We start from the raw sequence: 23482 nt of genomic DNA on the forward strand, positions 1-23482 counted from the left end.
ACGTATGAGCAAGAAAAGAATTTATCAGTATGCAAGAGAAAAAAACATCACGAGTAAAGAAGTGATTGACAAATTAAAAGCGATGAATGTCGACGTTTCCAATCACATGTCGGTCATCGAAGACCATGTGATTGGCAAACTGGATGAAGCGTTCAGCGGCAAAAAAGAACGACCGGCGGCAAAAGCTGACCGGCGTGAGCGAAACGGCGGCTCCTCCGCGGGTGAACGCCAGCGGCGGCCGAATGCGACAGCGGAAAAAAGCCGCGTGTCACGGCCGAAGGAAAACGGCGTGGAACGGAGACGACGTCCGGCAGGGGAAGGCAATCGCCGTCCCCCGGCAAGGAATACCGGAGGCGAAGAGCGCAAAGGCCGCACAGGCGGACAGGAACGCGCCGCGAAGGCGGGCGGCGGAGAGCGCAAGCAGGCGCAAGGTGCTGATCGCCGCCGTCGTCCGAACGACGGGAACAACGGCCAGCAACAGCGGAGAAATCATCCCGCCAAGGCGCGGTCCGGGCAAAACGGCCGTCGCGGGAACGGGAACCGGAACAACAGGCGTTCGCGGCAAGGGCACGGACGGTCGCAAAAGCAAGTTTCCCATTCCATTCCGGTACCGGAAAAGATTACGTACAATGGGACGTTGACGGTAGCAGGAATGGCGGAAAAACTCGGAAAATCATCGTCGGAAATCATTAAGAAGTTGATGGCGTTCGGCGTAATGGCGACGAAAAATCAAGAATTGACGAAAGACGCGATTGAGAAGATCGCCGCTGATTACGGTGCTCAGGTCGAAGAAGAACAACAGATCGATGAGACCGATCTCGATTTGTACGATCGTCAAGACAGCGAAGAGAACTTGCAGCTTCGGCCCGCGGTCGTAACCATGATGGGGCATGTTGACCACGGAAAAACGACTTTGCTCGATGCGATCCGGCACACGAAGGTGACTTCGGGTGAAGCCGGCGGCATTACGCAACATATCGGCGCCTATCAAATCGAGGAAAACGGCAAAAAAATCACCTTCCTCGATACACCCGGCCATGCGGCATTTACAACGATGCGCGCAAGGGGAGCGAAAGTGACGGACATTACGATTTTGGTTGTTGCCGCGGATGACGGCGTCATGCCGCAGACCATCGAAGCCATCAACCACGCGAAGGCGGCCAACGTGCCGATCATCGTGGCGGTGAACAAAATGGACGCGCAAGGTGCCAATCCCGATAAGGTCATGCAAGAACTTTCCGAGCACGGGTTGATTCCCGAGGACTGGGGCGGAGACACGATTTTCGTCCGGCTTTCCGCGCTTACGGGAGAAGGAATCGACGAACTGCTTGAGATGATCTTGCTCGTCGCCGAGGTTGAGGAATACAAAGCGAATCCGGATCGTTTGGCTGCAGGTACGGTGATTGAAGCCGAACTTGACAAAGGCAGAGGGTCGGTAGCAACTTTGCTTGTGCAGAAAGGAACCCTTCACGTCGGTGATTCTTTGGTCGTCGGCAACACGTATGGACGTGTGAGGGCGATGGTCAATGAACACGGTCGGCGCGTGAAAACGGCTCCGCCTTCGACGCCGGTGGAAATTACAGGATTAAATGATGTGCCGCAGGCAGGCGATCGCTTCGTCGTGTTCGAAGATGAGAAGAAAGCTCGCCATGTCGGGGAAGCCCGTGCAAAGCAGCAGGTGGAGTCCAATCGGAATGAAACGTCCAAAGTGAGCCTCGATGATTTGTTTGAACAGATCAATCAAGGGGATTTGAAAGAAATCAACGTGATCGTTAAAGCCGATGTGCAAGGTTCGGTTGAGGCATTGGCCGGAGCATTGCAAAAAATTGATGTCGAAGGCGCGAAGTTAAACGTCATTCATACCGGCGCCGGGGCGGTCACCGAATCGGACATCATTCTCGCATCCGCTTCGAATGCGATCATCGTAGGCTTCAACGTTCGTCCAGACAACAATGCGAAAAATGCGGCGGAATCGGAAAAAGTCGACATCCGTTTGTATCGCGTGATCTATGATGCGATCGAAGAAATTGAAGCAGCCATGAAAGGCATGCTCGATCCCGAATACGAAGAAAAGGTTATCGGGGCTGCAGAAGTTCGTACAACGTTTAAAGTTTCCAAGCTTGGAACCATTGCCGGATCGTACGTGACCGACGGGAAAATTACGAGAGATTCAAAAATCCGGCTCATTCGTGACGGCGTCGTCATTTTCGAAGGCGAAATCGATTCGTTGAAACGGTTCAAGGACGATGCCAAAGAAGTAAGCGCTGGATACGAATGCGGGATTACTTTGGAAAAATTCAACGATATTAAAGAGGGCGACACGATGGAAGCCTATATCATGGCTGAAAAAGAACGGGCGTAACCGCCGCTGTTCTTCCACTCGTTTCGACTGGCAACTTTTGTTGTAGTGAGGTGCTGAAAGTGAGCAATTTGCGGGCAAACCGCGTTGCGGAACAAATGAAGAAAGAACTCGGAGATCTTTTGTCGAGACGGTTGAAAGATCCGCGCATCGGTTTCGTGACGGTCACCGACGTCGAGGTGACAGGCGATTTGCAGCTGGCGAAAATATTCCTGACCGTTCTCGGCGATGAAAACAAGAAGGAAGCCACTTTGAACGGTTTGGAAAAAGCGAAAGGGTTCATCCGGAGCGAAATCGGCAAACGAATCCGGCTTCGGAAAACACCTGAATTGACGTTTCACTGGGATGAATCGTTCGAACACGGTGCGCGCATCGATGAGTTGCTGCATGACCTTCATAAACGAAACGACGATTGACGCCAAAAGGATAGACGTTCGTGTCTATCCTTTTCCGCGTTCTTTTTTCGCAAACCGGAACTAAATGATCGTGGCAAGGATGGTGGGAGCAATGAATGGGATTTTGCCGTTGAACAAACCGACGGGCTGGACTTCGCACGATTGCGTGCACAAAATGCGAAAATGGAGCGGCCAGCGAAAAATCGGGCATACCGGGACGTTGGATCCGGCTGCCACAGGGGTGCTGCTCTTATGTTTCGGAACGGCGACGAAAGCCGTGCCTTACTTGACCGAGGACGACAAAGAATATGAAGCCACGATTGTCTTGGGCTCGGCAACGACTACTGAAGATGCGGAAGGGGAAGTCATTGCTAGAAAAAAAGTGACGGAACTTCCCAGCGTGGCGAAAATCGAATCGGTGTTGTCGGAGTGGACGGGAAACATTCGGCAAGTGCCGCCGATGTATTCGGCAGTGAAAGTCAACGGCCGAAAATTGTACGAATACGCGCGTGAAGGCATTGAAGTGGATCGTCCCGAAAGATTCGTCACCATTCATGCCTTAGAATTGATGAGCGACGGCATTCGAACTCATGAAGACGAAGCCTCTTTTCGGGTTCGCGTTCACTGCAGCAAAGGCACTTACATTCGTACGTTGGCCGTCGACATTGGAAAATCGCTCGGGTATCCCGCGCATTTGACTTCATTGAAGCGAACGAGGTCGGGAATGTTTTCATTGTCGGATTGTTTGTCGCTGAAGCAGGCCGAGCGACTTGCTGAGGATGGGGAGCTGGATGATGCGCTCGTGCCGTTGGAGAAAGCTTTTCGTGCGATGCCGAGATGGATCGTTCCGGCAGACGCAGCCGAAAAGATAAAGAACGGAAGCGTCCTTCCGCTGCCTGAAGAGATGAAAGCGAACCGTTTTACCGTTTATAATGAAAAAGGATCCTTGTTGGCGGTTTATCGCCGCCATCCGCATAAAGAGGGATACATGAAACCGGAGCGAGTGTTCCCGGAATCGGATTGAACTTGCTACTTCGCAGAACAGAAGGTGAAATGATGGAAGTGATTCATTTAAGCCATCCCGGAAAATGGGACATCGATCCAAAACGCTCGGTGATGGCTCTCGGTTTTTTTGACGGTGTTCATCGCGGTCACGAAAAAGTCATTTTAACCGCGAAACGATTCGCCGACGAAAACGGACTGCAATCGGCGGTGATGACGTTTTATCCACATCCGGCCGTCGTGCTCGGAAAAAAAGAAAATCCGGAATATTTGACGCCGCTGCCGGAAAAAGTGAAACGCATCGAAGCGCTTGGGGTCGACCGGCTCTATGTCGTGAAGTTTGATGAACATTTTTCCTCGTTTGGTCCGCAACAATTCGTCGATGCATACCTCGTGAATTTGTCGGTCGTTCATGCGGTCGCCGGATTTGATTTTACATATGGACATAAGGGCGAAGGCACAATGCGAACGCTTCCGGAACATGCTAGTGGCCGCTTTCAAGTGACGGTCATTCCGAAAGTGGAGGAAAACGGCGAAAAAGTCAGCTCGACGAAAATTCGCGAATTGCTGCGCTCGGGGGATGTCGACGAAGTTCCTCCTTATTTAGGACGTTATTATGAAATCGAAGGGACGGTTGTGAACGGAGAGAAACGGGGGAGGACGATCGGATTTCCGACCGCAAACATTGAATCGCAAGAGTCGTATTTCATTCCCGCCACGGGCATTTATGCGGTGCGCACAAAGGTTGGCGGACATTGGCATGACGGCGTCGCCAGCATCGGATTCAAGCCGACGTTTCACGACGATTACGGTGAGCGGCCGGCCGTAGAAGTTCACCTTTTCGATTTCGATGGTGATTTGTACGGGAAACAAGCGGTCGTCCGTTGGTTCAAAAAACTGCGGGACGAAGAAAAATTCGACACCGTTGACGCGTTGGTAAATCAAATGAATCGCGACGCGGCAGAGGCGCAAGCGTATTTGCAAACACGCAAAGGTTGATTTTTGTCTGCAAAAAATGTACAATTCGATTGTATGCAACCGATGCTTGGCAATCGAGTCACCGCCGTTTGCTCGGCATGCGGGGATTTGACAAGGAGGTGAAAAAGGATGGCATTGACACAAGAACGCAAACAGGAAATCGTTGAGGAGTTCAAAACTCACGAAAACGACACGGGCTCACCCGAAGTCCAAGTAGCTATCCTTACGGAGCAGATCAATTCGTTGAACGGACATTTGCGCGACCATAAGAAAGATCATCACTCTCGTCGCGGCTTGTTAAAGATGGTCGGTAAACGCCGGAACTTATTGACGTATTTGCGCAATAAGGACATACAGCGCTACCGTACGCTCATCAACAAACTTGGTTTGCGTCGTTAGTTTGCAAAAGCGGGAAACCTTCCCGCTTTTTGGTTTATAATGAAAGGTTTTGACAGAAAGGAGTTCACAAAGGACATGGGTCACGGAAAACAAGTTTTTTCCATTGACGTAGCGGGTCGTAAATTGTCCGTCGAAATTGGACAACTTGCCAAACAAGCCAATGGTGCCGCCATGATCAGATATGGAGACACCGCAGTGTTATCGACGGCTACAGGATCGAAGACGCCGAAAGATTTACCGTTCTTTCCGCTGACGATCAATTACGAAGAACGTCTCTATGCCGTTGGGAAAATTCCCGGAGGCTTCATTAAACGGGAAGGAAGACCGAGCGACAAAGCGATTTTGTCGGCGAGACTGATCGACCGTCCGATACGCCCTTTGTTTCCTGACGGATTTCGCAACGAAGTGCAAGTCGTCAACATGGTGATGAGCGTCGATCAAGATTGTTCTTCGGAGATGGCGGCTATGCTCGGTTCCTCGTTGTCGCTCTGCATTTCCGACATTCCGTTCGGCGGACCGATTGCCGGTGTGATCGTCGGCAGAATCGACGGAAAATTCGTCATTAATCCGACTTCCGAACAAGCGGAGAAGAGTGACATTCATTTGACGGTGGCCGGAACGAAAGATGCGATTAACATGGTCGAAGCAGGTGCGAATGAAGTTCCCGAAGAAGTGATGCTCGATGCGATGATGTTCGGTCACGAAGAAATTAAACGCCTCGTCGAGTTCCAGGAATCGATTGTCGAGACTGTGCACAATGAGAAAATGGAAGTCGAGTTGCACGAGCTTGATGCAGAATTGGAAGCGAAAGTTCGTGCGGCTGTCGAAGGAGACATTAAAGAAGCCGTTAAGGTAACGGAAAAACAAGCGCGCGAAGCAGCGATCGAAGCGGTCGAAACGAAAGCCGCGGAGCAGTTTGCTTCTGAAGCGGAGGATGAGGACCGTTCCGAAGAGGCGAAAGAAATCGTTCACAAGATTGTGAAACAAGAAGTTCGTGAATTAATTCTGAACGAGAAAATACGTCCCGACGGTCGGAAGGTGAATGAAATTCGCGAGCTTTCTTCCGAAGTTCACGTTTTGCCGCGGACACACGGTTCCGGACTATTCACGCGCGGACAAACCCAGGCGCTCAGCGTTTGCACGCTTGGTGCGCTCGGCGACGTGCAAATTTTGGACGGGCTTGATTTGGAAGAATCGAAACGGTTTATGCACCATTACAATTTCCCGCCGTTCAGTGTCGGGGAAGCGAGGCCAATGAGAGGGCCGGGCCGCAGGGAAATCGGGCACGGTGCGCTCGGCGAACGTGCGCTTGAACCGGTGATTCCGTCTGAAAAAGAATTCCCTTATACCATCCGGCTCGTTTCTGAAGTGCTCGAATCGAATGGATCGACTTCTCAGGCGAGCATTTGCGGCAGTACGTTGGCGATGATGGATGCGGGCGTACCGTTGAAGGCGCCGGTTGCGGGAATCGCAATGGGCCTCGTGAAAGAAGACGACCGGGTAACGGTATTGACAGACATACAGGGGATGGAAGACCATCTTGGCGACATGGACTTTAAAGTGGCCGGAACCGAAAAAGGCGTTACGGCTTTGCAAATGGACATCAAAATATCCGGCATTGACCGTGAGGTTTTGAAAACGGCGCTTGAACAGGCGAAGGAAGGCCGCATGGCAATTCTCGAGAACATGAAAACAGCGATTGCCGAGCCTCGCAAAGAACTTTCGAAGTATGCGCCGAAGATTTTGATCATGAACATTGATCCGGACAAAATTCGCGACGTTATCGGACCGAGCGGAAAAACGATCAATAAGATTATTGAACAAACGGACGTCAAAATCGATATCGAACAAGACGGGAGCATTTATATTTCTTCCACCAATCAAGAAATGAACGAAAAGGCGAAGAAAATCATTGAGGACTTGGTTCGTGAAGCGAAAGTCGGGGAAATCTACCTCGGCACGGTGAAACGGATCGAGAAATTCGGAGCTTTCGTGGAATTGTTCAGCGGCAAAGACGGACTCGTGCATATTTCTGAGTTGGCGAAAGAACGCATTGGGAAAGTCGAAGACGTCGTCTCCATCGGTGACGAGATTCTCGTCAAAGTCATCAACATCGACAATCAAGGACGGGTGAAACTATCGCGAAAAGCGGTGCTTCTCGACCAGGAAAAAGCCGAAAAGGAAAAGCAAGAACAGAACTAGAAGCTGGGCATCCCAGCTTTTTTTGTTTCGGAGGGAAGAATGAGTTTTTTTAAAATTATACTAATAATAAGTGTTTTATTGATCATTACAAGTTGCTCAATAATGCTTTAGATACTGATATAAGGGATATAGAAAAAAAGGGGTGGACCATTGACCGTATAATGGAAAAAGAACTCTTTGTACGGATGCGCTATACGAATAATGGTATCAATATGACAAAATTTATAAGCAAAAGTTTTTGTTAAATGAGGAGCGTAAAACGGCATATTTCATAAAAAAACTCGGGATTTGAATTTGACTCCCGAGTATTTTTTTGTTGGTCAAGTATAAGTTGTCCCCTCCATTCATAGTTTTTTGTGAGGAGGGAATCCGATGAAAAAACTGATCGTGCACTGGACGGCGTTCGTTCTAATTTTTTTGTTTGCCTTCGGGACGGTGCAAAATCCGTGGACGTCTCGTTACATTCATGATCTCAAACAAGATCCTGTCGTTTCGGTAGATCAAAACAATCCGTTGTACGAAAAAATCGTTCAGGCTGCGGAGAAATACAACGAACCGGCGATTGATGCGAAAATCGATCCTGTTTGGAAAGCGGTTCCGGGATATAATGGCATCAAGGTCGATGTCGCGGCTTCCTATAAAAAAATGATGAAAGACGGACAGCGATTCGCGAACGATCGTCTCGTGTTTCGCCAAGTCGAGCCGGATGTACATTTGAACGATTTGAAGCCGGCGCCGATTTACAAAGGCAATCCGAACAAGCCGATGGTCAGCTTGATGGTGAATGTTGCGTGGGGAAATGAATACATCCCGAAAATGTTGAAAGTTTTAAAACAGGAGCATGTGCGCGCGACGTTTTTTCTCGACGGTTCTTGGGTGAAGAAAAATCCGGACCTTGCCAAAATGATTGCGGAAGCCGGAAATGAAATCGGCAATCATGCTTATTCCCACCCGGATATGAAAGCTTTATCCGCCGAGGCGGCACGCCGACAGATCGTGAAAACGAACGAAGTGATTCGCTCCACGCTGGAAATGAAGCCGAAACTGTTTGCTCCGCCGAGCGGGAGTTACAATAAACAAACGGTAAAAGTGGTCGATTCGCTCGGAATGAAAACGATTATGTGGACGGTCGACACGGTCGATTGGAAAAATCCGAATCCCGATGCGATGGTCATGAGGGTGTTGCAAAACATCGGTTCCGGGTCGCTCGTGTTAATGCATCCCACCAAGGCATCGGCGGAAGGGCTTGCAGCGATGATTCATGGGATTCGGGAACGCGGATATCAGATCGGCACAGTGTCCGCACTGCTGGATGAAGATCGACTTTAACGATTGATGATGCGTTGATTTCCTGCTATAGTGGTCATAGCTTAGGGAATAGAGGGGGGATCTTTTGATTACGAGACATCGATGTTCGAATGGCGTGACGATAGTGTTGGAAAAGATTCCTGCAGTTCGCTCGGTATCGATCGGTGTTTGGGTTGGTACTGGATCCCGTAACGAGACGAAAGAAAACAACGGGGTTTCTCATTTTTTGGAGCATATGTTCTTTAAAGGCACGACCTCGCGCAATGCAAGAGAGATCGCCGAAGCATTCGATCGGATCGGCGGTCATGTGAATGCTTTCACTTCAAAGGAATATACTTGTTTTTATTCAAAAGTACTTGACGAACATGCCGAGCATGCCTTGGACCTTTTGGCAGACATGTTTTTTCATTCGACGTTTTCCGCCGACGAAATGATCAAAGAAAAGTCCGTCGTTCATGAAGAGATCAAAATGTACGAAGACACACCCGACGAGATGGTTCACGATTTGCTCGGACAGGCTTGTTACGGAGACCATCCGCTCGGCTACCCGATTTTGGGAAGCGAGAAGGTGCTTGATTCTTTCGACAGCCGAACGCTTCGGGATTACATGAAAAAAAGTTATACGCCGGACAACGTCGTGATTTCGATAGCGGGTCATATCGACGAATCGATCATCACGTATGCGGAACAATTTTTCGGCGGCTTTCATGGGGAATCTGGAGCGGCGCCAACGGAATCGCCGGTTTTCCGCACGGACAAATTGGCGCGCAGGAAGGACACCGAACAAGCGCATCTTTGTGTCGGCTTTCGCGGGTTGCCTGTGAATCACGAAGAAATTTTTACACTGGCGGTTTTGAACAACATTCTCGGGGGAAGCATGTCGAGCCGGTTATTTCAGGAAGTGCGGGAGGAACGTGGGCTCGCTTATTCGATTTTTTCCTATCATTCCGCTTTCCGAGACAACGGTGTATTGAGCATTTACGGCGGCACAGGGGTTGACCGCGTCGATGAAATGTACACAACTGTCCACGAAGTGCTGGCAAAGTTACGGTCAGGCGGTGTTACTGACAGTGAACTGGAAAACAGCAAGGAACAAATCAAAGGCAACTTGATGCTCGGCTTGGAAAGCACGAACAGCCGCATGAATTTGAACGCGAAAAACGAAATGTTCCTCGGACGCCACCGAACGCTCGATGAAATGACCGAAGACATTGCCGCCGTCACGAAAACACGCGTCAACGCAATGGCCGAAGCGATTTTCAGTGAAGACTTCTCTTGTTCCATCGTCAGTCCGGGCGGAAAGCTTCCGCGCGTTTTGCAAGTTTAACGAATAGATGATTGAATGAAGCAAGTTCTTAAACGGGACTTGCTTTTTTTTATGCCTTTTTCACAAATTGGGCGGTTGTCACATATTGTATCGCAGACGCCGGCATTTCTGGCGTACTTAGGAATCCGTTCTCTCGCGATCACGGACTTTGCAAGCTAAAGGAGGGCATCGATGCTAACGGGACTTACGATTGCCGTCATCGGCGGCGACGCGAGGCAACTTGAGGTTATTCGGCAACTGAGCGAGAGGGATGCGAATCTTGTATTAATCGGGTTCGAGCAGCTCGATGAAGATATGACCGGCTCGGCGAAAGCGAAATTGGATCAAGCCCATTTCGAGTCGTTTGACGCGATATTGCTGCCGGTGAGCGGCACGAACCAACAAGGGAGAGTGGAGACGATCTTTTCCGACGAAGAACTCGTGTTGACTGACAATCATTTGAAAAGAACGCCGGAACGATGCGTCGTGTACAGCGGAATCAGCAACGATTACTTGGAAAACGCTGCCGCCGCGGCCGGGCGCAAACTCGTAAAATTGTTTGAGCGAAACGACGTTGCCATTTACAACTCCATTCCGACGGCGGAAGGGACAATTATGATGGTCATTCAAAACACGGATGTGACGATTCATCAGTCGAATGTTGCGGTTCTTGGATTTGGAAGGACGGGGATGACCGTTGCACGGATGATGGACGCGCTTGGAGCGAAGGTGAAAGTCGGCGCACGCAGGTCGGAACATCTTGCGCGCATTTCGGAGATGGGGTTGACTCCGTTTTACACGGAAAAGGTCGCCGAAGAAATCACAAACATCGACGTCTGTATCAACACGATTCCGGATCAAGTCCTTACGGCGAGCGTTTTGTCGCAAATGCCGCTGAACGCATTGATCGTTGATCTTGCGTCGAAACCTGGAGGAACGGATTTTCGATATGCGGACAAAAGGGGCATCAAGGCATTGTTGGCACCTGGGTTGCCGGGAATCGTCGCACCGAAGACGGCAGGAGGCATTCTCGCGAAAGTTTTGCATTCATTGTTGAAGGAGGAACGGAAAAATGAGTCTTGAAGGCAAAAAAATCGGTCTCGGCATGACGGGATCCCATTGCACCTATGATCAAGTCGTTCCCCAAGTTCAACGGCTTGTCGACGAACGGGCAGACGTCACTGTGTTTGTTACGTACACCGTAAAAAACACGGTAACGAAGTTTGGAGACGGGCGTGATTGGATCAAGAAGGTTGAAGACATTACGGGAAAGAAAGTCGTCGATTCACTGGTCGACGCCGAGCCGTATGGACCGAAAAAACCTTTGGATTGTATGGTGATCGCACCGATGACGGGAAATTCGATCAGCAAGTTTGCGCAAGCGATGACTGACTCCCCAGTACTGATGGCGGCGAAGGCGACGATGCGTAATCGCCGTCCCGTCGTGCTCGGCATCTCGACAAATGATGCGCTCGGGTTAAACGGGATCAACATTATGAGATTGATGGCTGCCAAGCATATTTATTTCATTCCGTTCGGACAGGATAACCCGGAACGTAAGCCGACCTCGCTCGTATCGAGGATGGAGGCGATGGTCGAGACGATCGAAGCGGCCATCAATGGGCAACAATTTCAACCGGTCTTGATCGAAAAATTTCGCGACTGATTTAAACTTCGCACAGGTTCAACTTCTTCTCGGACACGGAATATGATAAAATAAAAACGGTTCTTGAAAGAATGGAAGCATTGAGGAGAAACGTGGGTTTCTCCTTTTTATAAACAATTTACCGCGGAAGGAGAAGTTGGATGAGAGAAACGTTTCATGTGGCGGTCGTCGGCGTAACCGGTGCCGTCGGAAAACAAATGGTGAAAATGCTGGAGGAGCAAGACTTTCCCGTGTCCCGATTTTCTCCGCTTGCGTCGAAACGGTCGGCGGGAAACTCGGTGCGTTTCAAAGGCGAAGAATGGACGATTCGCGAGGCCGCTCCGGAAGCTTTTGAAGGTGTCGACTTAGCCTTGTTTAGTGCGGGCGGATCGGTTTCGAAACAGTTAGCACACGAGGCGGTCAAGCGCGGAGCGATCGTTGTTGACAATACGAGTGCTTTTCGTATGGATCCGGACGTGCCTCTCGTTGTTCCGGAAGTGAATGAAGCGGACTTGCACGATCATAACGGCATCATCGCCAATCCGAACTGTTCAACCATTCAAATGGTGACCGGACTCGAACCGATTCGGAAAGCGTTTGGATTGAAAAAGGTACTCGTTTCCACGTATCAGGCGGTTTCCGGTGCGGGAACCAAAGCCGTCGACGAGATGAAAGAACAAAGCCGCGCCATGTTGGAAGGTCGTTCGTACGCACCGGAAATTTTGCCGGTGAAAGGCGACAGAAAGCATTACCCGATCGCATTCAATGCCGTTCCGCAGATTGATAAGTTTCAAGATAACGGGTATACATTCGAGGAAATGAAGATGATCAACGAAACAAAGAAAATCTTTCATGAAAGCGAGCTTCCGGTTTCGGCGACTTGCGTGCGACTGCCGATTGAAACGGGGCATGCCGAATCGGTGTATATCGAATTGAACCGTGACGATGTTACGGTCGAACAGCTGCGGGAATTGCTGGCGGAAGCTCCTGGGGTCACGCTGCAGGACGATCCGTCCGAACAAGTTTACCCGATGCCGCTCGACGCAGCAGGAAAAAAAGACGTGTTTGTCGGCAGAATCCGCAAAGATCCGGATGAATCGAGCGGATTTCATCTCTGGATTGTGTCCGACAATTTGTTGAAAGGCGCAGCATGGAATTCTGTGCAAATTTCTGAAAGCTTGATGCGCTTAAATCTATTAAAATAAGATCAAAGGGTGTTGGCATGAAAATCATCGTACAAAAATTTGGCGGAACTTCTTTAAAAACGCAAGAGGATCGCGAAAGAGCGGCTTTTCACGTAAGAGAAGCGGTCGGAGACGGCCATAAAGTCGTCGTCGTCGTATCCGCCATGGGACGTGCCGGTGATCCATATGCCACCGATACATTGCTCGGACTCGTCGGGGGCGAACAAACGGAGATCACGGATCGCGAGTGGGATATGCTCGTGTCGTGCGGGGAGGTCATCTCTTCCGTCGTTTTCTCCAATGAGCTGAACAAGATGGGATTGAAGGCGGCAGCGATGACTGGTGCGCAAGCCGGGTTTCGAACGAATGACGAACATCGCGACGCGAAAATCATTGACATGAAATGCGAAAGGCTGCGTGATCAATTGAACGATTCTGATGTCGTCGTTGTGACCGGCTTTCAAGGCCGCAAGAAAAACGGTGACGTGACAACGCTCGGACGCGGCGGAAGCGATACATCGGCCGCCGCACTCGGCGCGGCACTCAAGGCCGAATGGATTGACATCTTTACCGACGTCGAAGGCATTATGACGGCAGACCCGCGCATCGTCGAAGAGGCGCAGCCATTGTCCGTCGTGACGTATACGGAAATCTCCAATTTGGCCCATCAAGGGGCGAAGGTCATTCACCCGCGCGCCGTAGAGATCGCAATGCAATCGAAAGTTCCGATTCGCATCCGATCCACGCATTCCTCCGATCCCGGTACACTCGTCACCGCAATCGGAAACGGACGGCCGGGGAGCGACGTGCAAGATCGGTTGATCACGGGAATTGCGCATACAACCGGGGTTTGTCAAATGAAAGTTCCGGAAAGAGAAGGGCGTTTTGACGTCCAGTCGGTTGTGTTTGAAACGATGGCGAATCTCGGTATCAGCGTTGATATGATCAATATCAATCCAGACGGAGTCGTTTATACCGTCAAAGAGGAGAATGCCGATCGGGCGGTTCACGCGTTGAAACAAATCGGCTACGAGCCTCAAGCGATTCACGGTTGTGCAAAAGTTTCCGCCGTCGGGGCGGCCATTAACGGGGTTCCAGGCGTGGCGGCTCGCATTGTCGGCGCGTTGTCGGCGAAAAACATCCGTATATTGCAGTCTGCGGACTCTCACACGACGATTTGGGTACTCGTCAGACAAGATGATTTGGCGCAGGCGGTCAATGCGCTCCATGACACGTTCGAATTAAATAAAGTGAACAACGAGAAAAAAACGCAAAACAGATGATGTAGGCTGAAAGGGGTGACCTCTTTGAATTGGGGTTATGTTTGCACGGCGATGGTGACGCCCTTTGACCGGAAAGGGAATTTGGATTTAAAACGAACGACCCGTTTAGTCGAATACTTAATCGAACACGGCTCGGACAGTTTGCTTGTGGCCGGTACGACGGGAGAATCGGCGACGCTTTCTACGGAGGAAAAGCTGGCGCTGTTTGCCCACGTCGTCAAAGTGGCGGCTGGCCGCGTGCCGGTAATTGCGGGAACCGGCACATACGATACGCACGCGACCGTCGAATTAACGAAAAAAGCCGAAAAAACGGGGATTAACGGGATTTTGGCCGTGACCCCGTACTATATTAAACCGAATCAAGAAGGCATGTACCGTCATTTTGAAACAATTGCAAAATCGACCGACCTCCCGGTGATGCTTTACAACATCCCCGGCCGTTCCGTCGTTAACATGAACGCGGAGACCATCATTCGTCTGGCGCGTATTGAAAACATAACGGCGGTGAAAGAGGCGAGCGGAAACCTTGACCAAATCACCGAAATTATCAGGGAAACCGATGATGATTTTGCTTTATACAGCGGAGACGACGGCTTGACGCTGCCAATCATGGCCGTCGGCGGAACGGGTGTTGTATCGACATCGGCCAACATCATTGGCCGCGAAATGCGACAAATGATTTTGGCGTATACCCGCGGAGAGGTTACAGAAGCCGCGGCTGCTCATCGGAGGCTGCTTCCGCTCATGAGGGCTTTATTCGCTGCTCCTAGTCCTGCGCCGGTAAAAACCGCGCTGCAAATGATGGGGATGGACGTCGGAGGTGTACGCTTACCGCTCGTGCCGTTGAACGAGGAAGAGCGGCTTGCCTTGCAACGGGTGTTGCATACGACAATTCCTTCTGAACAATTCTAACTTTTGGAACCGCACGGAGACTCCCGGCGGTTTTTTTGTTCGAAAAAACGATGCGCCGTTTTCATATTTCCTTTTGCTTTTGTTCATCCTAATTGTATAAACAGCACTTGTATGCGAAAGGAGCGGACCATGGATTACAAAAACGGAACGACCGATGAAACGCAGCCTCCGCAGCCGAATGTTTCTCCGAACGATGCAGCGAATCCGAATATCGTTGAGCAAATCAAAAATCTTGGACAGACTGCCGTTCCGACGGTCGAACAGTCAAATATTCATTGTTTGCCCATTATTGGACAAATCGAGGGGCACATTCAGCTTCCGCCGAAAAACAAGACCACGAAATATGAACATTTGATTCCGCAAATTGTTGCCGTTGAGCAAAACAAAAACATCGAAGGGTTGTTGATTATTCTCAATACAGTCGGCGGTGACGTCGAGGCGGGTCTGGCGATTTCGGAGATGATTGCTTCATTGTCGAAGCCGACAGTCAGCATCGTGCTCGGAGGAGGACATTCGATCGGCATTCCGATCGCCGTTTCCGCGGACTACAGCTTTATCGCCGAAACCGCTACGATGACTGTGCATCCGATTCGTCTGACCGGACTCGTGATCGGAGCGCCGCAAACGTTCGAATATATCGATAAAATGCAGGAACGAGTCGTCAAGTTCGTAACCGGTCATTCCCGCATCAGCAAAGAAAAGTTGGAAGAGCTCATGTTTTCGAAAGGCAATTTAACGCGGGATATCGGAACGAACGTTGTCGGTACGGACGCGGTTTCTTACGGAATGATGGACGAAGTCGGCGGCATCGGCACCGGGATGTTGAAACTGGAGCAATTGATTGAACAGCGGCGGCAAAATGGAAACGAAAAGCAGGTGATCCAATGATTTTGCATACCGTCTTGCCCGATTATGTGATTATGCCGGAAGAAGACGAAGTCGACGAGTCTTTGAAAAATCTACGATATGTTGAGTTCGGCGGGCGCCGCTTGCTCGTTGAACCTTCATCAACGGACGGATATAAAATCGTTCGTCTTTTTTCCACCGATCCGCAAGATTATTTAAATGTGCGTTTCCAACCCGGCAACATCATTCCAATGCGTCCCCAAAGCGATGGTTAATTGTGCTATAATAAAAACGAAAAGCCTGAAGGAGAAGCAGCCTGCGCGGCTGCTTTTTCTGTCATGGAGGTCAATGGATATGGCGAAACGGAAAAGAAGAAAACAAAGACATACATGGACGCGCCAATTTGCGTATGAAGTGACCGGGTTGGCATTGTTTGCCCTCTCCTCAATCGCGCTTGCGCGGCTTGGTGCTGCCGGAAAAGCATTCGTGGAATTTTTTCGTTTTTTTGCAGGATCGTGGTACAGCCTGTTTCTCGTCGGACTGTTCTTGACGTCGTTCCATTTAATCTGGAAACGGGAACGGCCTAATTTTTGGACAAGACGTCTTACGGGATGCTATTTGTTTACGTTTGCGATTTTGCTGTTAAGTCATGTACAGTTGTTTGAAAACTTGACGGCGAACGGGGACTGGGGCAATCGTTCGGTGATAGTCAGCACTTGGCGTTTGTACTGGGACCAATTGCACGGAATCGTTGCAACGAACGATCTCGGCGGCGGAATGATCGGAGCGCTCGGTTTTGCTTTTTGTTACGTATTGTTCGATGCGGAAGGGACGCAACTCGTCGCGATTATTTTAATGATCATGTCGTTCATCCTGATTACCGGAAAATCGTTCGGTGCTCTGTTGTCATCGGTGACCTCCAGTATGGCGGCGTTTGTCAAAACACAAACGGAACAATTGCGCCAGGAACTGATCGATTGGAAAAACGATGTCGCTTCAAGGCGGGCGAAAAACAAGAAACAAACGGCAGCTGAGCGCAAGGGAAAAGCCGTTGAGGAAACCAACGTCGTTCAGGAAGTCGAGCCGACAGTTGTATCGGCTCCAAATGAGGAACAAACTGCAGAACCAATCATTCACGATTTTAATGAATACGCGCCGGCAGAAACGGAAGCCGATCCGGAAAAACGGGAACCGGCGGGACAAGGTGCAGTCGAAGAAACAGTGAAAGAACCGGCGTTTTTAACGTCGGAAATCGAAAACGAAGATTACGAACTTCCGACGCTTGAATTGCTCGCTCCTCCGCAAAAGGGCGGTCAGCATTTGCACAAGCAATACATACAAGAAAACGCGCGAAAACTGGAAAGAACGTTCGAGAGTTTCGGTGTGCGGGCGAAAATCCGCAAAGTTCACGTCGGTCCGGCCGTGACGAAATATGAAGTGTATCCGGACGTCGGCGTGAAAGTGAGTAAAATCGTGTCGCTGCACGATGACCTTGCGCTTGCATTGGCGGCGAAAGAAATTCGCATCGAGGCGCCGATCCCGGGGAAATCGGCAGTCGGTATTGAAGTGCCGAATAAAGAAATTTCGATGGTATCGCTGCGGGAAGTGTTGGAGTCGAAAGAAAAAGACACGAAATCGTCAAAACTTCTTATGGGGCTCGGCCGCGACATTTCCGGCAACCCGGTTCTCGCCGACCTCGCAACGATGCCGCATTTGCTCGTCGCTGGTGCGACGGGCAGCGGGAAAAGCGTCTGTATCAACGCGATGATTATCAGTTTACTCATTCGCACAAAGCCGCATGAAGTAAAAATGATGATGATCGATCCGAAAATGGTCGAACTGAACGTCTATAACGGCGTGCCGCATTTGTTGACGCCAGTCGTCACGGATCCGAAAAAGGCTTCGCAGGCGCTGCGCAAAATCGTTGACGAAATGGAGCGCCGTTATGAACGGTTTTCCGATACCGGAACGAAAAATATCGAAGGCTACAACAATTGGCTCAAGCGCGAAAACGAAAAAAGCGAGGAACCGACGCCGCTTCTGCCTTATATCGTCGTTGTGATCGACGAATTGGCGGATTTAATGATGGTGGCTTCTAAAGATGTGGAAGACACGATCACGCGGTTGGCGCAAATGGCTCGTGCCGCAGGCATTCATTTGATCATTGCCACCCAGCGTCCGTCGGTTGATGTCATTACCGGCGTCATCAAGGCAAATATTCCTTCCCGCATCGCCTTCAACGTTTCATCGCAAACGGATTCACGTACGATTCTTGACATGGGGGGAGCCGATAAACTGCTTGGCCAAGGAGACATGCTTTTTCTGCCCGTCGGCGCGTCGAAACCGACGCGAATCCAAGGAGCCTTTTTGTCCGACGACGAGGTGCATCGCATCGTAGACTATGTCATTGACCAACAAAAAGCACAGTACCAAGAGGAAATGATACCAGCCGAACGTGAAGAGCGGACAACGGAGGTTGAGGATGAATACTATGACGACGCCGTACAACTCGTAACCGAAATGGATTCGGCGTCGGTATCGATGCTGCAGCGTCGTTTCCGCATCGGTTATACGCGTGCGGCCCGTTTGATCGATGCGATGGAAGCCAACGGCATCGTCGGTCCGTATGAAGGAAGCAAGCCGCGTAAAGTGCTTGTGACGCAAACCGATCATGAAACCGCGTCCCGCTAATGTCATGGTAATTTTGTTTTAATTTTACTAGAAAACATGTTATAGTTATTGTCGGTTCAGGTCGAAGGCCTGTAAATTCAATGAGGAGGATCACTATGCGATTGAAAAAAATGGCGCTGACACTCGTTTTCTTGCTGATGGTCAGCACGATTCTCTCTGCGTGCGGAAGCGGAGGAACAAAGACAGGAAACACGTCAGAGGGTGAAGGAAACGGAAGTAACGGGGGAGACAAAGATTTTCGCGTGGCGATGGTCACCGATACAGGCGGAGTCAACGACAAATCGTTCAATCAAGGCGCATGGGAAGGACTGCAAAAGTTCGCGAAAGATCATGACTTGAAGATCGGATCCGAAGTGAAATACTTAGAATCTCAGGATGCGACGGACTACGAACCGAACTTGAATCAGTTGATCCATCACAACTATGACCTCGTTTTCGGAATCGGTTATAAAATGGCGGATGCGGTCAAGACGATCGCCCAGCAAAATCCCGATGCGAAACTAGCAATCATTGATTCTGTCGTAACGAATGACAACGGAGAAATGTTGCCAAATGTTGCGAGTATTACGTTTAAAGAGCAGCAAGGCTCTTTTCTTGTCGGGGTCGCAGCCGGAATCATGACGAAAACGAATAAAGTCGGATTTATCGGCGGTGTGAAATCCGCGGTCATTTCTCGGTTCGAGTACGGGTTCATGGCGGGCGTGAAAGCCGTCAATCCTGACGCGGTCATTTACAGCCAATATGCGGCAAGCTTTGCGGACGCAGCGAAAGGCGAACAAATCGCCAACACGATGTACAGCAAAGGGGCAGACATTATTTTTGCGGCAGCCGGCGCAACCGGAAACGGTGTGTTCACGGAAGCGAAAAACCGCACGAAAAACGGAGACAAAGTATGGGTCATTGGCGTTGACCGCGACCAATACGAAGAAGGTTTGCCGGAAAATGTCACGTTGACGTCGATGGTAAAACATGTAGACACGGCGGTTTACGACGTTTCGAAAAAAACGATGAACGGTAACTTCCCCGGCGGCAAGCACGTGTTGCTCGGGTTGAAGGAAGACGGAGTCGGCATTGCTCCGCACAAGGAAAATTTAAGCGACGAAGCGCTTGAAAAAATCAAAGCTTACAAAGAAAAGATCATTAACGGCGATATCCAAGTTCCCGGCACTAAGGAAGAATGGGAACAATACAAGACCAATCAGTAAGGTACAATGAAGGTTGTCCCCCGATTCGTAAGGATCGGGGGTCATCCGGATGAAGGAAAGCACGATTACGTCTGCATGAACAACCTTCCGTTCGTTATGGTTGGTTTGCAGACGTTTTTTCAAGTCTATGATTCGGGGAGGTGGGAATCGTGAGTTTTGTCATTGAAATGAAAAACATTCGGAAAGAATTCCCCGGCGTCGTCGCCAACGACGATATCAATTTGCAAGTCAAAAAAGGGGAAATCCATGCGTTGTTGGGCGAAAACGGCGCTGGTAAGTCAACGTTGATGAATATATTATTCGGATTGTACCAGCCCGACCGCGGGGAAATCTATGTGAACGGAAACAAAGTGCACATAACTGATGCAAATGAAGCGAACGCGTTAGGAATCGGAATGGTGCACCAGCATTTCATGCTCGTGGAAAAATTCACGGTGACGGAAAACATCATTCTCGGCAACGAACCGAAAAAAGGGTTGACGATGAACAAGAAGAAAGCCGCGGAAGATGTTCGCAAAATTTCTGAACAATACGGTCTTCAGGTAGATCCGAAAGCAAAAATCGGGAACATTTCGGTCGGCATGCAGCAGCGTGTCGAAATCCTGAAAACGCTTTATCGAGGCGCCGATATTTTGATCTTTGACGAACCGACAGCGGTGTTGACGCCGCAAGAAATCGAAGAGTTAATGGCGATCATGAAACGGCTTGTCGCCGAGGGGAAATCCATTATCTTGATTACCCATAAATTGAAAGAAATCATGGCGGTTGCCGATCGCTGTACAGTGATTCGCCGCGGAAAAAGCATCGATACGGTGAACGTATCCGAAGCGAATCCGGACAAGCTTGCGATGATGATGGTCGGACGAGAGGTGAATTTCGAAGTCGAAAGAGCTGCTTCGAAGCCTGGGGAGACCGTATTTGAAGTGAAGGATCTCGTTGTAGGAGATGAAGGAAAAACCGCGGTGGTCAAGCAATTGAACTTGAACGTTCGAGCCGGAGAAATTCTCGGGATTGCCGGCGTTGACGGGAACGGTCAAACGGAACTGATTGAAGCCGTTACCGGGCTGCGCAAAGTAAAATCCGGATCGATTCAGGTGAACGGAAAGGACATAACCTCGATAACGCCGCGAAAAGTATTCGAATCCGGCGTCGGCCATATTCCTCAAGACCGACATAAGCACGGCCTCGTTCTTGATTTTTCGATCGGAGAAAACATGGTTTTGCAGTCGTATTATCAATCCCCTTATTCAAACAAAGGATTGTTGAACTATAAGCAAATTTTTGCCCACGCGAAAAAATTAATTGCCGAATTTGACGTGCGCACGCCAAGTGAAACGACCCCGGCACGTGCATTGTCCGGCGGAAATCAGCAAAAAGCGATTATCGCGCGCGAAGTTGACCGGTCTCCTGATTTGTTAATTGCCGCTCAACCGACGCGCGGGTTGGACGTCGGGGCGATTGAATTCATTCATTCGAAACTCGTCGAAGAAAGAAACAACGGCAAAGCCGTCTTGCTCGTCTCTTTTGAGCTGGACGAAATTATGAATTTAAGCGATCGCATTGCCGTCATGTACAACGGCGAAATTTTGGCAGAGGTTGATCCGTCCGAAACGGACGAGCAAGAGCTCGGGTTGCTTATGGCCGGGCACAAAGATAAGACGGCCGCTACGGAAGGAGGCCGAGATCAATGAGAAATATCCGTTGGACGTCATTGATGGTTCCGGTATTGTCGGTCGTTTTCGGTTTGATTGTCGGCGGTATCATCATGCTTGCGGGCGGATACAACCCGCTGAAAGCTTACGTTGCCCTTTTTCAAGGCGTCGTCGGCGGGCCTTATTTTATCGGTGAAACGATCCGCACGATCACACCGTTAATTTTGACAGGATTATCGATCGCCTTTGCCTTTCGAACGGGACTGTTTAACATCGGGGCTGAAGGACAATTTATCGTCGGTTGGTTTGCTTCCGTGTTTATCGGGATTACTGTACACGCGCCGAAGGTTGTCCACTTGCCGTTGGCGTTATTGGCGGCGGCTGCCGTTGGTGCGTTATGGGGAGTCGTTCCCGGTATTTTAAAAGCCAGGTGGAAAGTACATGAAGTCATCGTGACAATTATGATGAACTACATTGCTCTTCATGTGACGAATGAATGGATTCGCCATTATTTGAAGGCCGAAAATGCCGAGCGCACAAATGAAATTCAGCAGTCCGCCTCGCTCGCTTCGCCGTTTTTGCAACAAGTCACAGATTATTCCCGCGTGCATTATGGAATCATCGTTGCTTTGTGTGCGGCGGTAGTCATGTGGTGGATTTTGCGGAAAACGACGCTCGGCTTTGAATTACGTTCCGTCGGCTTCAGTTCGGATGCTTCGAAGTATGCAGGCATGAACGTTGAACGAAACATTGTTTTGTCGATGACGATCTCCGGCGCCTTTGCCGGGCTTGCCGGAGCGATGCTCGGTCTCGGAACGTATCAGTACATGACGATCAATTCGGCAGGGTTTATCGGCATCGGTTTTACCGGGATCGCTGTCTCCTTGTTAGGAGCAAATACCGCAGCCGGTGTTGTTCTGGCAGCGATTTTATTCGGAAGTCTTGAATTCGGTGCCTCAAACATGCAGGCGCAGGCGGGTGTCCCTCCGGAAGTCATTAAAACCGTTATGGCGATGATTATTTTCTTCGTCGGTTCGAGTTACTTCATTCGCTGGCTCCTCGGACGCTTCAGAAAGGGGGAGAACTGAGATGGGATTGATGGAAATTCTTGAAATCATCGTTCCGGCGGCAATTTTCTCGGCAGCTCCTTTAATTTTAACCGCGCTCGGCGGCGTTTTCAGCGAACGCGCAGGCGTCGTTAATATTGGTCTTGAAGGGTTAATGGTGATGGGCGCTTTCATCGGAGCTACGTTCACTTTGTTTGCGCAAAACTGGGGGTTCGGAGCCTGGTCGCCCTGGTTTTCGTTAATCGTCGCTGCGGTGGGGGGAGGACTGTTTTCCTTATTGCACGCGATTGCGACGGTTACCTTTCGCGCTGATCACGTCGTGAGCGGTGTGGCGATCAATTTTTTAGCAACGGGACTTTGTTTGTTCTTGACAAAGAAGATTTTCAATTCCGGGCAAAGCCCTTACATTGACCACCGTATTTACAAAATGGATATTCCGGTATTGGAGGACATTCCTGTTATCGGTCCGTTGTTGTTTCAACATGCTTATTTAACTTCTTACTTGGCGATCATTCTGGCATTCGTTGTTTGGTTCGTCATTTTCAAAACACCGTTCGGGTTGCGGCTTCGTTCCGTCGGGGAGCATCCGATGGCGGCGGACACGATGGGAATCAATGTAACGAAAATGCGTTACGTCGGCGTTATGTTGAGCGGCGTATTTGGCGGGCTTGGCGGTGCCGTTTATGTGACTTCGATTTCAACGAACTTCAGTGCTTCAACCATTGCCGGACAAGGCTTCATGGCATTGGCGGCAATGATCTTCGGAAAGTGGAATCCGCTCGGTGCACTCGCTGCGGCCCTGTTTTTCGGGTTTGCCCAGTCGCTCAGTGTGATCGGCGCTTCGATTCCTCTCCTGCAAAACATTCCGAGCGTCTATTTGCTGATTGCACCGTATGTTTTAACGATTTTGGCTTTGGCCGGATTCATCGGACGTGCGGAGGCTCCTAAAGCAAACGGCGTTAACTATATAAAGGGAGAACGATAAGATTATGGGGGCGAAAGCCCCTTTTTTGCTCGGCAGCGATTCGAAGCGAATCGATTGAATGTT

20 protein-coding genes are annotated in these 23482 nt (G+C 50.1%); all 20 read left to right on the forward strand.

Translation table 11 applies throughout. The features are described from left to right. Positions 1-4: 4 nt before the first annotated feature. The 20 genes from infB to VFK44_12165 all read left to right on the forward strand — a co-directional run bounded on the left by infB (position 5) and on the right by VFK44_12165 (position 23419). Positions 5-2362: a translation initiation factor IF-2 gene (gene infB / locus VFK44_12070; GenBank protein ID HET7629099.1), complete on the forward strand. Its 2358-nt coding sequence runs from the start codon at positions 5-7 to the stop codon at positions 2360-2362. Between the two features lie 59 nt (positions 2363-2421). Next, positions 2422-2775, forward strand: coding sequence for a 30S ribosome-binding factor RbfA (rbfA, locus tag VFK44_12075; GenBank protein ID HET7629100.1), 354 nt, complete (start codon positions 2422-2424; stop codon positions 2773-2775). A gap of 91 nt (positions 2776-2866) precedes the next feature. Further along, positions 2867-3778 (forward strand): tRNA pseudouridine(55) synthase TruB, encoded by a 912-nt coding sequence (gene truB, locus VFK44_12080; protein ID HET7629101.1) that lies wholly within the window; start codon positions 2867-2869, stop codon positions 3776-3778. A 32-nt stretch (positions 3779-3810) separates the two neighbouring features. Further along, positions 3811-4755: a bifunctional riboflavin kinase/FAD synthetase gene (locus tag VFK44_12085; GenBank protein ID HET7629102.1), complete on the forward strand. Its 945-nt coding sequence runs from the start codon at positions 3811-3813 to the stop codon at positions 4753-4755. 108 nt (positions 4756-4863) lie between these two features. Next, entirely contained in the window at positions 4864-5133 is a 270-nt protein-coding gene (gene rpsO, locus VFK44_12090; GenBank protein ID HET7629103.1) for a 30S ribosomal protein S15, read from the forward strand. A gap of 75 nt (positions 5134-5208) precedes the next feature. Beyond that, the gene (pnp, locus tag VFK44_12095) at positions 5209-7335 is read left to right on the forward strand and encodes a polyribonucleotide nucleotidyltransferase (GenBank protein ID HET7629104.1); all 2127 of its coding nucleotides are present in this window, start codon (positions 5209-5211) and stop codon (positions 7333-7335) included. Positions 7336-7707: 372 nt separating this feature from the next. Next, positions 7708-8664 carry a polysaccharide deacetylase family protein gene (locus VFK44_12100; GenBank protein HET7629105.1) on the forward strand — a complete coding sequence of 319 codons (957 nt, stop codon included), beginning with the start codon at positions 7708-7710 and terminating at the stop codon, positions 8662-8664. Between the two features lie 64 nt (positions 8665-8728). Continuing rightward, positions 8729-9970, forward strand: coding sequence for a pitrilysin family protein (locus VFK44_12105; GenBank protein HET7629106.1), 1242 nt, complete (start codon positions 8729-8731; stop codon positions 9968-9970). 171 nt (positions 9971-10141) lie between these two features. Next, positions 10142-11032, forward strand: a complete 891-nt coding sequence (dpaA, locus tag VFK44_12110) for a dipicolinic acid synthetase subunit A (protein ID HET7629107.1) — start codon at positions 10142-10144, stop codon at positions 11030-11032. After that, a complete protein-coding gene (dpaB, locus tag VFK44_12115) occupies positions 11022-11615 on the forward strand; it encodes a dipicolinate synthase subunit B (GenBank protein HET7629108.1) in 594 nt (197 codons plus the stop codon). The genes dpaA and dpaB overlap by 11 nt, the downstream gene beginning before the upstream one ends. A 140-nt stretch (positions 11616-11755) precedes the next feature. Next, positions 11756-12799, forward strand: a complete 1044-nt coding sequence (gene asd / locus VFK44_12120) for an aspartate-semialdehyde dehydrogenase (GenBank protein HET7629109.1) — start codon at positions 11756-11758, stop codon at positions 12797-12799. Positions 12800-12816: 17 nt separating this feature from the next. Then, positions 12817-14061, forward strand: coding sequence for an aspartate kinase (dapG, locus tag VFK44_12125; protein ID HET7629110.1), 1245 nt, complete (start codon positions 12817-12819; stop codon positions 14059-14061). A 51-nt stretch (positions 14062-14112) separates the two neighbouring features. Then, entirely contained in the window at positions 14113-14973 is an 861-nt protein-coding gene (gene dapA, locus VFK44_12130; protein HET7629111.1) for a 4-hydroxy-tetrahydrodipicolinate synthase, read from the forward strand. A gap of 129 nt (positions 14974-15102) precedes the next feature. Then, positions 15103-15861, forward strand: a complete 759-nt coding sequence (locus tag VFK44_12135; GenBank protein ID HET7629112.1) for an ATP-dependent Clp protease proteolytic subunit — start codon at positions 15103-15105, stop codon at positions 15859-15861. After that, a complete protein-coding gene (locus VFK44_12140) occupies positions 15858-16094 on the forward strand; it encodes a YlzJ-like family protein (protein HET7629113.1) in 237 nt (78 codons plus the stop codon). The genes VFK44_12135 and VFK44_12140 overlap by 4 nt, the downstream gene beginning before the upstream one ends. 79 nt (positions 16095-16173) lie before the next feature. Then, positions 16174-18510 (forward strand): DNA translocase FtsK, encoded by a 2337-nt coding sequence (locus VFK44_12145; protein HET7629114.1) that lies wholly within the window; start codon positions 16174-16176, stop codon positions 18508-18510. Positions 18511-18605: 95 nt separating this feature from the next. Then, on the forward strand, positions 18606-19715 hold the full coding sequence (locus VFK44_12150; protein HET7629115.1) for a BMP family ABC transporter substrate-binding protein: 1110 nt from the start codon (positions 18606-18608) through the stop codon (positions 19713-19715). Positions 19716-19864: 149 nt separating this feature from the next. Further along, the gene (locus VFK44_12155; protein HET7629116.1) at positions 19865-21406 is read left to right on the forward strand and encodes an ABC transporter ATP-binding protein; all 1542 of its coding nucleotides are present in this window, start codon (positions 19865-19867) and stop codon (positions 21404-21406) included. After that, positions 21403-22455 (forward strand): ABC transporter permease, encoded by a 1053-nt coding sequence (locus tag VFK44_12160; protein HET7629117.1) that lies wholly within the window; start codon positions 21403-21405, stop codon positions 22453-22455. The genes VFK44_12155 and VFK44_12160 overlap by 4 nt, the downstream gene beginning before the upstream one ends. Before the next feature lies 1 nt (position 22456). Continuing rightward, a complete protein-coding gene (locus VFK44_12165; protein ID HET7629118.1) occupies positions 22457-23419 on the forward strand; it encodes an ABC transporter permease in 963 nt (320 codons plus the stop codon). Positions 23420-23482 lie beyond the last annotated feature (63 nt).

It is taken from the genome of Bacillales bacterium (assembly GCA_035700025.1).
Lineage (GTDB): Bacteria > Bacillota > Bacilli > Bacillales > DASSOY01 > DASSOY01.

Excerpts from the sequence above, each read along its gene's own strand:
- dapA (HET7629111.1), top strand. The coding sequence starts at position 14,113 with ATGGTGACGCCCTTTGACCGGAAAGGGAATTTGGATTTAAAACGAACG.
- rpsO (HET7629103.1), top strand. The coding sequence starts at position 4,864 with ATGGCATTGACACAAGAACGCAAACAGGAAATCGTTGAGGAGTTCAAA.
- VFK44_12165 (HET7629118.1), top strand. The coding sequence starts at position 22,457 with ATGGGATTGATGGAAATTCTTGAAATCATCGTTCCGGCGGCAATTTTC.
- VFK44_12085 (HET7629102.1), top strand. The coding sequence starts at position 3,811 with ATGGAAGTGATTCATTTAAGCCATCCCGGAAAATGGGACATCGATCCA.
- truB (HET7629101.1), top strand. The coding sequence starts at position 2,867 with ATGAATGGGATTTTGCCGTTGAACAAACCGACGGGCTGGACTTCGCAC.
- VFK44_12160 (HET7629117.1), top strand. The coding sequence starts at position 21,403 with ATGAGAAATATCCGTTGGACGTCATTGATGGTTCCGGTATTGTCGGTC.
- infB (HET7629099.1), top strand. The coding sequence starts at position 5 with ATGAGCAAGAAAAGAATTTATCAGTATGCAAGAGAAAAAAACATCACG.
- pnp (HET7629104.1), top strand. The coding sequence starts at position 5,209 with ATGGGTCACGGAAAACAAGTTTTTTCCATTGACGTAGCGGGTCGTAAA.
- asd (HET7629109.1), top strand. The coding sequence starts at position 11,756 with ATGAGAGAAACGTTTCATGTGGCGGTCGTCGGCGTAACCGGTGCCGTC.
- VFK44_12145 (HET7629114.1), top strand. The coding sequence starts at position 16,174 with ATGGCGAAACGGAAAAGAAGAAAACAAAGACATACATGGACGCGCCAA.
- VFK44_12140 (HET7629113.1), top strand. The coding sequence starts at position 15,858 with ATGATTTTGCATACCGTCTTGCCCGATTATGTGATTATGCCGGAAGAA.
- VFK44_12135 (HET7629112.1), top strand. The coding sequence starts at position 15,103 with ATGGATTACAAAAACGGAACGACCGATGAAACGCAGCCTCCGCAGCCG.
- VFK44_12100 (HET7629105.1), top strand. The coding sequence starts at position 7,708 with ATGAAAAAACTGATCGTGCACTGGACGGCGTTCGTTCTAATTTTTTTG.
- dpaA (HET7629107.1), top strand. The coding sequence starts at position 10,142 with ATGCTAACGGGACTTACGATTGCCGTCATCGGCGGCGACGCGAGGCAA.
- dpaB (HET7629108.1), top strand. The coding sequence starts at position 11,022 with ATGAGTCTTGAAGGCAAAAAAATCGGTCTCGGCATGACGGGATCCCAT.
- VFK44_12150 (HET7629115.1), top strand. The coding sequence starts at position 18,606 with ATGCGATTGAAAAAAATGGCGCTGACACTCGTTTTCTTGCTGATGGTC.
- dapG (HET7629110.1), top strand. The coding sequence starts at position 12,817 with ATGAAAATCATCGTACAAAAATTTGGCGGAACTTCTTTAAAAACGCAA.